The organism is Streptomyces sp. NPDC060184, from assembly GCF_042728795.1.
Classification (GTDB): domain Bacteria; phylum Actinomycetota; class Actinomycetes; order Streptomycetales; family Streptomycetaceae; genus Streptomyces.
Map to the genome: position 1 here is coordinate 44,661 of NZ_JBHWYX010000006.1, position 14,541 is coordinate 59,201.

General features: G+C 70.9%; 2 protein-coding genes. Both read left to right on the forward strand.

Features of this window, described 5'->3' with window-relative positions:
• The first annotated feature begins 2 nt into the window (after positions 1-2).
• On the forward strand, positions 3-11,774 hold the full coding sequence (locus tag ACFWEE_RS06225; protein ID WP_386886848.1) for a hypothetical protein: 11,772 nt from the start codon (positions 3-5) through the stop codon (positions 11,772-11,774).
• 94 nt (positions 11,775-11,868) lie between these two features.
• Positions 11,869-14,484 (forward strand): hypothetical protein, encoded by a 2,616-nt coding sequence (locus tag ACFWEE_RS06230; protein ID WP_386886849.1) that lies wholly within the window; start codon positions 11,869-11,871, stop codon positions 14,482-14,484.
• Positions 14,485-14,541: the final 57 nt, after the last annotated feature.

Sequence of the window (14,541 nt, forward strand, 5' to 3'; positions counted from 1 at the left end):
CCTTGTCCCTGGAGTTCCCTCCCGACTGCGCCTGGCTGTTCGCCGCACTGACCGGTGAAGTACCGCCGAACGGTGACGAGGACAAGCTGTTCGCCTTGGCCGAGGTCCACAAGGACCTGCACGGCAAGCTGAACAACGACATGAAGCAGCAGATCGCCGCTGCCCTCGGCTACACCAGCGAGAGCTTCGACGGTGACGCCGCCGCGATGTACCAGGCGGCGATGAAGAGCTTCATCGGCGAGGAGGGGCTCAACTACTTCGACGCGGTCGCCGACCAGGCGCAGCTGCTCGCGACGTTCACCCGCAAGGCCGCCACCCAGCTCCAGTACACCAAGTACATGATCATCGCCCAGCTGGTGGAGCTGCTGTTCGAGGCGGTCGTCGCGGCGGCGCTGGCCTTCTTCTTCGGGGCGTCGATCCAGGCCTACCTGGCGAAGTGCGCGATCGTGCGGTTCCTGATCCGCTCGTGGCTGGGCCGGGCGCTGATGACGTTGCTGATGCACCAGCTGATCAACGTGGGCATGGGTGTCGCGATGGATCTGCTGGTCCAGTGGACGCAGCTCAACAAGGGCACGCGCGACGCGTACGAAGGCGACCTCACCAAGGGTGCGGCGCTCTCCGGCATGATCCAGGGGTTGCTGGCCGGTCCGTTCCAGTTCCTGGGCAACAAGCTGGGCAAGAGGCTCGCCGACATCTTCGGCAAGGGCGGCGGGAAACAGCTGGGCAAGGAGCTCGACAACGCGTTCCCGCAGCCCCCCGTGCAGGGCCCCAAGGGGCCGAAGGGCGCCGGGCCGAAGGCCCCGAAGACGTTCGGGGAGGACTTCGCCAAGAACTTCGCGAACGACCTGCCCCACACCGTCGGGCCCGGTGGCAAGGCGGCCGGGGACAAGTTCGTCCGCAACATCGGTGAGACCTTCAGCAAGCACCTGGGCGGCGAAAAGGCGGGAGCCGTCGGCCGCGACTGGGCGAGGACACTGCTGGAGAACACCGGCAAGAAGGACCTCCCGAAGCTGCTGGAGGACGCGCTCAAGCCGCTCGCCAAGGAGGGCGACGGCGCACTCGGCAAGATCCTCGGCCAGGGCGCGGCCGACCAGCTGGGCAGGAGCGCCATCCGGGCGATGGCCCAGTCGGGCGTCCACGGCATCACGGAGGGTGTGTCCGAGGGGGCGCACGCGGCGGTCTCCGAGGGCTTCTACAACCTGTTCTTCAGCGACGACCACACCTTCAGCACCTCGGGCCTGACCTTCGGCTCGGGCATGGTGGAGGGCCGCGTCGGACACATACTCGAAGGCGCGGGCGACAAGCTCGGGGCGGATCTGCGCAACAAGACGCTGGAAGCCGGGTTCAAGCTGCCCGGTGCCGGTCTTGAGTCCTCGGGCGGTCATACGGGGTCGGCGTCCGGCGGCGGCGCGGGGAACAACACGGTCGGCGCCACGGGCTCCCGTACGGTCACCATGGAGATCGGCGACGTGCCGGTCACCGACCAGAGCGACACCTCTTCGCTGTCGTCCACGAACCCACTGTCGTCCGCGAACAACGACAGCGACCTGACGAACAGTTCCGGCTCCGCGACGGATCAACCGCAAGACGAGAACGGGCCGTTGCAGGAGGAGGGGAACGACGACTCCGACGACGACGCGCAGCGGCCCGTCGTGCCCGCGCCGCCGACGATGCCCCGGGACACCAGCGTCCCGCTCACCACGACGGCGAGCACTCCCGCGGCGTCATCGGCGACCGCCCCGGCCAACAGCACGTCGAAGCCGACGCTTTCCACCCAGCAGAACACCGCTTCGAGCACCAGCGGTGCGGCGAACGGCCCGAACACGACGTCCACGGAGGCCGTCGCGGAGCAGGAGAAGGAACGGCCGGAACAGGAAACGCCGGAAGAGGACGCGAAGCAGGATCAGGAGCAGCGGCAGGAACAGCGGCGGGACGAGGAGCAGGAGAAGACCTCCGCGTCCACGGGTCAGAACTCCACGCCGCGGACGCTCTCACAGCCCATCGCCCCCTATTCCGCCGAGTCCCACCTTGCCGTCGACACGGGCGCCCCCGTGCTCACCACCAGTCACGCGCCGCATGAGGTGCCGCATACGGCCATCACCATCGAATCCGACATCTCCACGGCCCCGGCGCTCACCACCGAAACCAGCACCAGCACCAGCACCAGCACCGATGTCCTCGCCGACATCGTCAGCGACGTTGACGACGGTGCGACCAACGCCACACCACCGCCTCCGCCTCCTCCGCCGCCGCCCGCGAATGTATGGCTGTCCGACGAGGTAAGACGATTCGGCACGGATGCCTCCGAAGGCATCAGCGGCGTCCACCTGGCGCCGATCCCGGACCAGGTCGCCACGGCGCTGCAGCGGCAAGCACTCGACGCCCTGAAGACGCCCACCGGCCCTCTCCCCGAGAACACGGCCGCCGAAGTACGCGCCCAGCTCGCCGAGTTGCTCTCTCCACAGGCGCTGCAGGACAACCGTCTGATGCTGCTCAGCAAGGACGGTCACCCGATCACCCTGACCGTCGACGGCAAGCAGCGTTCGTTGGCCGTACAGCTGCGACTGGAGAAACCCAAGCGCTCCACGCTGTTCGGTGCCGGAAGGCACACGCCGCCGCACAACAACGAGCAGCGGCACGCGGCCACGTTCGACAGCACCTCCTCCGCCTCCGTGACCAGCGTCCGTACGATCTCGCTGACTCCGCTCTCGAACGCCATCAGCGTGGTCGCGGACGTCCTCACCCACGTGCCCGTCGCGCTGAACTTCAACATCACTCATCAGCAGAGAACCCTGTCGACGACGGTGAGCAGCGCGATCACCTCCACCAGTCTGTTGCGCAGTTCGGAACCGGCCGGCCTTTTCGACTACACCGCGCGGGGCAGGGTGTGGGAGGTCACCTCGCCGACGTCCCCGGAGACCTCGCCGGAGCCGGCGGAGGGGCAGACGCTCGGCACGGTATCGGCGTGGTTCCCCGAGCATCTGGCCGTGCCCGGTTACACCGCGGCCGGCCGCAACGGCTTCAACCGCATGGAGGACGCCGACTTTCAGAAGCATCTCGACGATTCACCGCTGTGGGTGATGGACTCGATGTCCGACCCCGGCAGCCTGCTGCGAGAGGTCCGAGCCCGGTTCGGCGAGCAGTTCGGCTCCCTCGACGCCGGCTCGCTGGCCGCCGTCGAGAAGTTCCTCGGCGCCGAACACCTGCTCGGTGCTCTCCCTCTGCAACGTGCGACAGGCCGCCCCGGCGGCAGTACGGGCACATGGTCGCCGGTCCTGCTGGACCAGAGCGGCAACGCCCTCGGCATGTTCAAGGTGACCGCTCAGGTGACCCACCGCACCGGCAGGGAGATCCTGGTCGGTCCGAAGTACAGCCTGGAGCGCTTCCTGGACCGTCAGCGCAAGACCGACTCGCTGTCGAAGGTGTCCCAGGCGTACGACCTCGCGGGCGGGATCGGCTTCGTGCTCAACTCGATGCCGGACGAGGCGGACAAGGCTTTCCGGGACTTCCACCTCGGCGGCTCCCTACTGCCCAAGGGCGGTCGCGTCTGGCAGAAGGACCGGAGTCTCGGGGCGGGCGCCACACACGGCGTGACGCACAACATCCGCACCAACGGGGGGCACGTGCTCACCCCGGCGAACGTGGTCTACAGCGTGGAGTTCATCGCGGCGGACGGAAAGCTGACGGACCCGGTGCCGATGCCACCCACCCGGGTACGGCTCAGGATGCTCACCCCGCAGACCGCGACCGGCACCGTGCCGACGGAAGCCACGGGGAAGCAGGCACCCCCGGAGGTGGCTCGGCTCGATGCCATCGGCCTCACCACCACCCCCCTGGCGGTGCACGGCGAGGGCGTCACCGAGGTACTGGAACAGGCACGGACCTGGCTTCTGGACAACGGCTACCTCCCGCGTGAGGGCGAGCACGACGGCTGGTCGATGGACGGGGGCCTCGTCAAGGCCCGTCTTGAGAATCTGCGTAAGTTGTCCCTGCTGGGTTCGCAGCACGGCCTGCTCGGGGCCATGGACGAGCTGGTAGACGGCGGCATGGTCCTGTACTTCAACAAGCCCCGGTCGGGCGGCGGTGTGGACCACGTCCGGCTCCGCTTCACCCTGGACCGCGCACCCGGGGACACCACCGCCCCCACCCATCGCACCTCGCTGAGCGATGTCCACCTGCCGAGCACCAGCAGTCTGTCCGTGCCCGGGACCAGCCAGCAGTCGTCCGGCGGTTCCATCACCGGCCAGGCGGCCGGCCAGATAACCGGTATCGCGGCAGGTCATTTCAGGGGCGTGGTCACGGGGGACTACAAGGGCACCTGGCAGACGACGAACACCTCGACCGCCGCCGCGGGAGTCTCGCACTCCCAGATGATCATAACGACCCAGCAGACGACGGAGGTCTTCAGGGTCCCGGCCGTGTTCGCGGTCGAGATCACCGACGGGGCCGGTCCACTGCCCGCCGCCACGTTCACGTCCGCCACCCCGCCCCGGACCGAGTCCCGGAACCCGACCGGTCCCCAGCCCGAACCGGTGACCATCGACCTGGCGGTGCCGGAGAAGCGCACGGGGACCTTCTCGGAGGCGTACGGGGAGGCGGTGCTCCAGCCGCAGGGCACTCCGCTGCCTCCCGACGGGCAGACTTTCCTGCTGCCCGACAGCTCCCTCGTCGACGTCGTACGCGGCAGCAAGCAGCTGTACGAGGCGGTCGAAGCGATCTTCGAGGACCTCTCGGCGCCCCCGGTGGAGGAAGAGCGCACCGACGCCATCGAGATGAACCAGCTGGGCAACGACGGCGGCTCCGGCCACGGCCCGACCCTGCCCGTTTTCAGCACGGAGGTCCAGGGGAACGCGGAATCGGCCGGCTCTCCCTCGACATCGACCTGGTGGGGGGCGGCGACCGAGGCCGCGAAGTCCGTCGCCGACTCGGTGCTGTCCATGGCCACGGTGATCCGGCAGACCGTGTCCACCGGGGACCGCAGCGACCAGGGCATGCTGCTGCACGAGGCGCTGCACGCGCAGCTGACGCCCGCCGCGCTGATGTCACGCGCGCACCAGATGGTGAAGGGGGTCTTCGTCATCGACGACCTGTTCGTGCCGGGAGTGTCGGGCGGCACCGACCTGGTCGTCGAGGTGAAGGCCGTACTCACCAATCCGCAGGATCTGGGTACGGTCCGGCAGTACGGCGAGACCGACCTCGGAGCCACCGACAGCGCCTCCCACCAGATCACGAAGACCGAATCGCACCAGGGCGGCCCCGGGTTTACGGGGAAGTACGGCCAGAGTTTCGAGGAGGCCGAACAGGCCGCCGCCGGGCCTTCCGTCACCGATCCGTCCACACCCGGCGCGTCGAAGCCGACCACCGGCGGCCTCGGTGTGAAGGGCGTCTACGGGCGGGGAAACAGCAGCTCGGTGACCACGTCGGCGTCGACCAGCATGACGCGGGTCCCCACCGAGGGCGGCACCCAGCATCGGATCAGCGCGGACATCACCTACGAGGTGACCGTCCACCGGGGGCACCGGCGGGTACCGCCGCTGAACCACACCGCGGCCTCGGTGACGCGCACGGTCCACGTGCCGGGCGGCATCACGTTCCTCGCCACGGCCGATCAGCTCCGGCGGAGCGGCCCGACGCTGGAGCCGCTCGCGGGCGAGGAGACCGGGGCGCCCCGCCCCGACACCGAACGGCTGCCGTACCGCTTCGTCGAGTACGGCGCGCTCGGGCTGGCGGCGGTCCTGGAGGCGACGCCCCTGGCGAAGCCGCACCCGCATCCGGCCGAGGCCGACGAGAACACCTCCCAGGAGCAGAGCTCCGCCGAACCGACGGCCGAGGAGCAGAATCCGGCCCACGGCGACCCGCGTCGGCCCCATCTGCTGCGTGAGGCGCTCACCCGCCTGGTCGAACAGCACGCACCGGGCAGCCTCACCCCCGGCCACCGCAACTACGTCCCCGGGCTGGCCCAGCGCGTCGCGGACTACACCTCGCCCGCCGCCCTCGGCGCGCTGCCCGGACGCGGCAAGGACGGATCGCTGAGCTTCAGCTTCCCGTACGCGAACGGCCTGACCACCCGTACCGTCACCGTACGGGTGCAGGGCGAGCCCGCCTGGACGAAGGACCAGCTGCGCCTCGTGACCGGGCGCCGCGGCGACGCGGGGGCCGGGGTGGAGAACTTCTCCGCCCACTCCCCCGCGAACGTCACCGAGAGCCGGGTGCGTACCACCCGCTGGGGCTTCACGGTGCCGGGCAGCATCGTGGTGCCGACGTCCGGAGAGAACTCCCGCAAGGCGACCCTGAGCCCTTCCGGCAGCGGCTCGACGACTCGTTCGGACACGGTGAGCAGGACGCTCACCGGCGAGGACCGGCTGTGGCAACGCGTCGAGAGCGGCAACGAGTTCACTCTCGCGTACACCTTCACCGTCGATCTGCACATCGAAGGCAATCCCCCCACCACTCGTCCTTACGAGAAGGTGGACGGACGGGTCACCCTGCGGTTCTCCGGGGACACCGACCAGCAGCAGGCCCCGGAGACCCCGGCGGAGGAGCTTCTCCAGGGGATCGGCACCGAGGACCCGAGGCTCTCCGGTCCGCTTGCCACCGCGACACCGCTCCGGCCCACCGGTACCGAGGTCGCATACGCGCTCAGCAACCAGCAGGACCTCCTGAACGCGGTGCGGGAGCTGGCGCCCGAGCTGGCCGGCGAGGGCGTCGGTTCCGGAAGCTCGTCGGAGGCGGCTGCCGCGCGGCTGACCGAGCTGCTGCACGGCGGGAGCATCGCCATGGACCCGGTGCGGACGGCGGCCGGAGCGGGCGGGACCTTCACCGGGACCGCGACGCACCCCAGGGTCACCTTGTCGACGCAGGTGTTCCGGCCGCGCGTGATCGACACCACCAGGAACGTGGCGGTCGACCGGGTGCGGGTGACGGGTTTCAGCACGAGCTCCGGCTCCTCGGTCTCCCGCAGCGGAGACTTCAGCCTGGGTGTGTCGGGAACCCTGGCCCCGGGGGGCGGCTTCGACTTCGGCGGATCGATACCCCTTCTCGCGTACCAGTCCGTCCCGGGCGGTCAGGGCGGCGGAGTGTCGGCACTCGCCCGGCACTGGGAGAAGACCGGCACCGCGGGCATGCCCGGCGCCGACCAGGGGCTGCGTACGTACGAGGTCGAGGTCGACACCGTCACCACGCTGACCGGGCAGAACGGGGAGGTGCGGTACGCGACGGGCACCGCGTTGCTGCGGGTGCCCGAACGCGATCTGCTGGGCCTCGGCGTCTTCCCCGAAGCGCACCGCGGCGAGGGGGTGTGGGACCTGTCCGCACCGGACGTGCGGAACCTGAGCGCCTCACAGGTCGCGCAGCTGATCACCACCTCCGACGACGTGCTGCCGCCGGGAGCCGTGGTACAGCTCTGGCTGGATCTCGGGACCAACCCCACCGCGGACGAGCGCTTCGAGGCGCTCTACCGGGCGCGGTCCATCGCCCAGGAGAGCGGACAGACCCTGGAACTGGTGCTGCGCGACGGCGACGGCACCCGCGTCCGGACCCTGGCCCCGGACAGCGACGAGATCCCCGACCGTAACGGCATCCGAGAGCAACTGCGCCACGCGGCAGACCAGTTGGATCTGTTCGAGCAGACGTACGGCCGCCCGCCCGTCCTGGACCCGAACCCGCGGGAATCGCTGCGGCAGGCCGCCGATCTCCGTACCGCAGCCGATCACGAGCTGCGACGGGCGCGGCAGGCCGAGGAGGACCAGCGGACTCTCGTGGCGGGCCTCGCCTACACGCAGCCCGAGGCGCACGACGCCCTGCGGAACGCCACTCGCCTGCTGGATTCCACCCGCACGCGGCTCGCCGCGGCGACCCCCGACCGGGTCGAGACACTGACCCGGCGTCAGGCCGACCTGCTCGACGCGGTGGCCGAACTGGAGCGGAACCTCGCGGCGCACGATGTTCTGCGGGTGGCCGCCGAGTCCCGCCACAGGGCGGAGACCCGGCTGGAGGAGGCGAGGCTCCTGGAGGAGGCCGCGCAACTCACCCTCCAGTGGCACGATTTGAGGCAGGACGTCGAGCGGGCGAACGCCCTGCTCGTCGAGATCGGGGTGCGGCAGCTCACGCTCTCCGCCGACATCACGCACGCAGACCGGGCCGACGACACCGAGGTGCGACTCACGGTGCCACCGCTCTCAAAACCGGCTCCCACAGCCGTCCACGCCCGAGCGCCCCGGCCCGGAACGCGAGCGGTCGGACAGTCACCACCGCAGAACACCGCGGCAGCGTCGATCGACGAGTCGCCGAGCCCGGACGAGCCGCTGAGCGAGGAGGAGAGCGCGGCCCGGGCGCGCCTGCGCGCCGCCGAGTCGGCCCTGGAAGCCGCCGGCCTGCACGCGGACGACCTCCGGCAGAGGATCGACACCACCACCGATGCACAGGAACGGGACGCCCTGCGGGCGGAATTGGAGAGACACGCGACCGTCCTCACCGACGCCCTCCACGAAGTCGACCTCGCGCTCGCGGAGACACGGCCCGGTACCGAGCCCGTCACGCGACCCCGAACGCGGCTGGACCGCACCCCCCGCTTCACCGTTCCCTCCCGCTTCGACGTCCGCCGCATCCAGCACGGCGACGAGACGGTCACCGACCTCACCATCACCGTCGCCTTCAACGGCGGTAACAGTGAGGCGGCTTGGAACACGCTCCGCCAGGGAGTCGAGGAGTACTTCAACCGTCCCGGCCACCGTCTGCCCAACGGCGACCTGCTCCACGTCACCGTCGAGCCCTCCCCACCCGGCAGCACGCCCCACCTGACCGTCGACCTCGTCGGCCGGGACACGGTCATGGACCAGAAGAACTGGCACCACGACGCCGACCCCGTCGACTACGCCCACGAACTCGGCCACCAGCTGGGCCTGCGCGACGAATACCAGGACGACACCGCCCCCCACCGCCCGCACGTCGAGGGCAGCCTCCCCGGCGACTACCGCCGGCCCACCCCCGACGCGCTCCCCCAAGGCCAGCTGCGAGAGCGGCATTTGGCGCTCCTCGGCGCCCTCATCGGCGACACCGACATCCAGAGAGGCAACGGCGACTGGGCACAGTCACGGGCCAATGCCACGCCCGTCGAGCGTAGTCACACATGGGTCGATCCCGTCTCCGAACCCCTCGGCCGCCGGAGCGACGACAACACCGCGCAGCAGGAGACCGACGCCGTCGCCGCCCGCGTACTCCCGCCACCACCATCCCGCTTGCGCCAGCATTCCGACGAGTCGGACGCGGCTGGGTCCGACTGGGACGACTCCGAATCCGACTCCGAATCCGACGCCGATGCCGACTTGGGTGCACCCGTCCCGGCCGTGACCACGGCGGTGCCCGCAACAGCGTTCCCTCCGCCCCCTGTCGCGCCGACACCGGTCCACGTGACACCGGTCCACGTGACACCGGTCCACGTGGCACCGGCGCTCACGCAACCCGAGGACCAGGCTGCCCCCGGGGACAGCCTGGAGGGCGAGGACAGTCAGCAGAGCGCGTCTCCGGAGCCACCGCCCGCGCTCTCGGCCGACGCACTGCCGACAGGCCCCTTCACCGCGTCGACGCTCTGGTCGAACGCTCCGCCGCTGCCCGCCCTGAGCGTGATCAACCTGGGGAATGGCAGCACCCACCCCATGGTCTATCCGGAAGACCGGCCGATCTCCGACTGGGAAGACCGGTACGAGGGCGTGGACGCCTACGAACGCGCCATCGTGGCGAACCATCAGTATCTGGAACTCATCGTGGAGAGGGCCGCGGGCATCGTCGGCGACGCGAACGCCTCCGCGATCGAGAGGAGGGCCGCAGAGCGCCTGCTGGAGACGAACTCCCTTCTGAGGGAGAGCGGGTGGGTTCCGGAATACCGCAGTGAGTTCCTGCGCCTGCAGATGCTGCTGGGAGAGGACGGACTGCTCGACCGTCTCCCCCGTGAACTCGTGAGCAACCCCGACTGGCAGCGGCAGAAGGGGGTGCCGGACCCCGAGGACACACCGTGGGCCCTGGTCGATCCCGCCGACATGACCGGCCCGATCGGCGGATCCCTTCGCGGCGCCGACGGGGTGTCCGCCGAGTTCCACACCTGGCTGAACAAGAACGGCGGAGACAGCCGCTGGCTGTCCGCGTGGGCCGAAGACCAGGCGGGCGGATCCATCAACACCGAATCCCAGCGGTTCAAGGTGATGATCAGCTACTTCCGCCCGCCCAACCCGGACGTCGGCTACCACATGACCAGCTTGAACGAGAGCCTGAGGAACGACATTTGGAAATCCAAGGACGGGGAGCACTGGGTCACGGTATTCGCCCCGGAGTTCCTGTACACCATGATCGCCCAGCACGTCTTCACGTACGAGGTGCTGACCCGGGTGAGGATGCCCAACGTCGACGTGGCAAGAGGAGTCGTCCAGCTCATCCGTCTGGAGAAGCGGAGCCTGCTGGAAAATCATAACTACGGCCGCATGACCGTCGGGGACAACGTACAGATGACCCGTGGCCCCGCCGAGTCGTACAGCCTTCTGACGCCCTACAAGGACCCCACCGACGAGAGCAATCACACGCTCGGACCGTTCTGGGTGACCTCGCAGGAGGTGCCGCTGCACCATGTGTTCGGCACCTACCTCCAGAGCCGCGCTCACACGGATTCCGACCAGTCACTCCTCCTGGGCGAAGGAGAGAACGAGTTCCTCGCACTGGGCGAGGGCGCGACCATCACCTTCCACGGCACCGGCACCCCACCCCTGCTGACCGTCACACCCGCCCAACCGCCCGTCCCGCCCGCCCCTCAGGGGCCGCCCCAGTCCCCGGACGACAGTGCGACGCCGCCCCCGGCCGGGACCGGCGGTTCCCGCGAGGTGGGCCGGCGGACCGAGGACCCGGTGCTTCCGCACGAGGTGGCGGCGCTCCCCCGGGGGAAGACGGCCGCCGTGCACACCGAGCGTTTCGACCCGAAGGTGGTGCAGACCCGTAGCCGGGAGGGGTTCCTCGACGGTTCGCTGACCCTGATCCGCAACCACGTGCGCCGGATCAGGATGCCGGACGGTCGAACCGTCAGGCAGTTCTACGTGGCCCTGCCCATGCGGCTCACCGACGGGTTGAGCGCGCAGGACCTGGCCGCGTTGCAGACCCGCCTTCAGTCGACGCTGGACGCCCACGTCAACACCGGTTACATCCTTCCGGAATCCGGTGACCAACTGCACGTCACGTTGGAGCTCGTGCAGGCACCCGAGCACGGCGAGGCGGTGACACTCTCGCAGTCGGGCGGTACGCCGGTCCGGGCCGACCAGCGCAGGTGGGACGTCGGACACGGCGACGCGGTGCTCACGCACGAGATCCTGCACTACCTCGGCCTGGCCGACGAGTACTCCGATGCCGGGGAGCAGCGCGAGGACCGCCACCTGTTCCGGCGTGACGACCGGGCGAGCGGGGTGCGCCGCGAGGGCCTGATGGTGAGCACGCTCCAGGGGAGCTTGGAGAACCTTCCGAGCGACTACCTGGCCACCATCGAGCGGGTGAGTGACAACGCCGTCGTACCGCTGCACACCACACCGGACGCTCCGACGGCGGCGGCTCCGGAGTCGGATCCCGATTCGGATTCGGAGTCGGAGTCGGAGTCGGAGTCGGAGTCGGAGTCGGAGTCGGAATCCTCCGAGGGGACCACCGCGGAGCATCCGGAACACGGGTCCACGCACTCCGCGCTCTCCGACCTCACCCTGCGCCTCCTCACTGTCGGGTCCACCACCGGCCCTGCGGGTCCCGCATGAGATCACGGAGGCTAGGGTCATCGTCCCGACCAGGAACACCCATTGATGGAGGGTCAGTGCAGCGCAGCAGCTTCACCCGCCGGGAGGACTCCCGGTGAGCGGACTGGCCTCGCGGCTGCCTCGGTGGCGCGGACGGAGCTCGGCGGCGGAACCCTCCCCCGCCCCTGCCTCGTCCGGCCCCGTCGCCCGTGGACCGGAGGGCCCCTACACGGTCCTCGACGAGTTCGGCGCGGAATCCGGTCCCGGCGGCGCCCCCGGATTCCTGCTGCGTTCCTCCGCCGACCGCCGCACCTCCGTGCGTGAGCTGGCCGGAAACCTGCGTGTCGAGCGGGAACGCCCGGTCATCATCGTCGACGTCGCCGCGGACGCGGCGGGGAACCTCGGCGAGGAGTTGGGCGGTCTGCTCGCCCGGCTGCGGGACGAACATCGTTCCGCAGCCCGGCTGGTGATGTCCGGCGCCGCCGCGCGCAAGCACGACGGCCTGCTCCCGCTGGCACAACGACTGTCCGACGCATGGGACTTCGAGATCGAAGCACCCGACGCCGCGGCGGTCCTGCTGCCCGGCGGCGGACTGTACGTGAGCGAGCCGGCGACCCCGGCGGGCGGCTGGTGGCGCTTCGCGCCGGGCACGGAACCCGTGGCTCTGGGCGCACGCCTGCCCGCCCCGCACTGGCAGCGCGCGCTCACCCGGGTGCCGCTGGGCGAACTGGGCGACCACACGGTCCGGCAGATACCCGCGGGGCTGCTGCTGCACCCCGTGGGTGCGGCAGCGCCCCGTCCCGGCGATCTGGCGTTCGCCCTCGCCGTGCACCCGGACCGGCTGACCGTGCTGGTGGACGGCGCGGAGAGCCTGGACGACCTCGCGGAGGACTTGGCCACGCTGCTCGCCCGGCTGCCCGCGGAACTGCGTGACCGGGTACGGCTGGCCCCGGGCGGCGGCCCCGATCTGCTGCCCGTCGCCCGGCGTGTGGCGGACCTGCTCGGCACGGAGGTGACGGTCTGCACGGGGCTCCCGTTGTCTGTGCCGGACCCGTCGGGGGACACGCGCCGGGAGCGGATACGGCTGGTGTCGGCGGAGGGCGAGTACACCTGGCCCGCCCTGCTCACCGCGGTGAGCTGCGCCCCCACAGAAGCGCGGGCCGGGGAAGCCGGACCGGGCACGCCGCAGCCCGCCCCGCGTCCGGTGCACTGGCTGCTGCCCGACACGGTGACCGGCCCTGATCCGGAACCCGCCGTGGGCCGTCTGCCCGGCGGATCGTACGTGGTGGCGGTGCGGGCCGGCCTGTGGGTGGGCCACTCCCCCACACCTCCGGCCGCCGTCCGGGAGCGGCCCGCCGAGGCGCGCGCGATGCGCGTCGAGGTGGGGGACGCGGGCGATGACGGACCGGCCCGGAGTGGACTCCTGACGGCGCTCGCCGCCCTGTTGCCGGAGCTGGACGGTCAGGTACGCGAGTACGCCGAGATCGCCTCGCCCGCGGGTGCGGGGGCCGAAACGGTGGACGTGCTGCGGCGCTTCGCGGTACGGAACGCGCTGATGTTCGCCGCGCCGGCCCCGCGCTCCGCGGTCGCGGCGACAGCGGCGTCGCCCGTACCCGCCACTCCCCCACCCGCACCCGCACCCGCAGGTGCCGCTCCCGTACCCGACGCGCCCCCGACCGCCGCGCCCGCGCCCCGGCCGGCCCCCGCCGGGGCGCTCACCGCGTCGGCACCCCCTTCTCCGGCTCCGGCTCCTGCCACCCGCCCGGCCACGAGCAGCAGCAGCCACGCCGCGCCGTCCACACCTCCCGTACCGGGAGTCGGAGCGCCCCCGGACGCTCCCCGGCCCCGCCGCACCGCCCCGCAGGTCGCATCGGCTCCGAGCACACCCGCGCCCCCTCCGGCACCGGCACCTGCGCCGACTCCATCTGCGCCGGCACCGGCTTCTCCGGCACCCGTCGCCGTTGCGTCCCGCCGTCTCGTCGCCCCTGCCTCGGCCCCGGCCGGCTTCAGCAGTGGCGCGGACCGGTCCGCCTTCCGCGAGCTGGCCGCGTCGGTCTGGGAGGAGCACACCGGACCGGTCAACCGGGCTCTCGTACGACTCCCCGCCCTGCGCGGTACCAAGGAGGAAGAGGCCCACGTCGACCTCGTCGCCGTCCACCTGTATCTGACGTCGGCCCCCGGTGGACGGTTCGGAGCGCTCGCGCTCGCGGCCGACGCGGGTACGGGGAGCGGTGAGCTGGCACCGTACGCCGCCTGCCTCGCCTCGGGACTGCGGAGGCTGCCCGCGCTGCGGGGCACGCTGATCCGGGCCGTGCCGGGGCCCGGCATCCCGGCAGACGCCGTGGTGGGAGCCGTCCTGCGTTGCGACGCGCCGCTCGACGTCGTCCACCGTGAGCAGAAGGGTGCTCCCGCACCGCCGCCCGGCCATGTCCGTTACGTCATCAGGCCGGTGACCGCGCGTCGTACCTCGGTGCTCGCGGCCCCGGGTGCCGGCGGCGCGACGGCACTCTTCGCGGCGGGTACCGAGTTCTCCGTACTGGCCAGGCACGAGGCGTCCGAGGAGTCTCCGGCGCGCGTACTGCTGGCGGAAATCCCGGGCGGAACGACATCGTTCCGGCCGCCTTCGGACGAGGTGGTCGCCCGGCTCGACGAGGCGGCCCGCCGGGACGCCGACGGGCCGGCCGCCGGCTGGCCCGCCCGCTGCACCGGCCACCTCCCGCGCCGCGCCTGAGCCACAGCACCAGCACCAGCACCAGCACCAGCACCAGCACCAGCACGTTTTTATCCC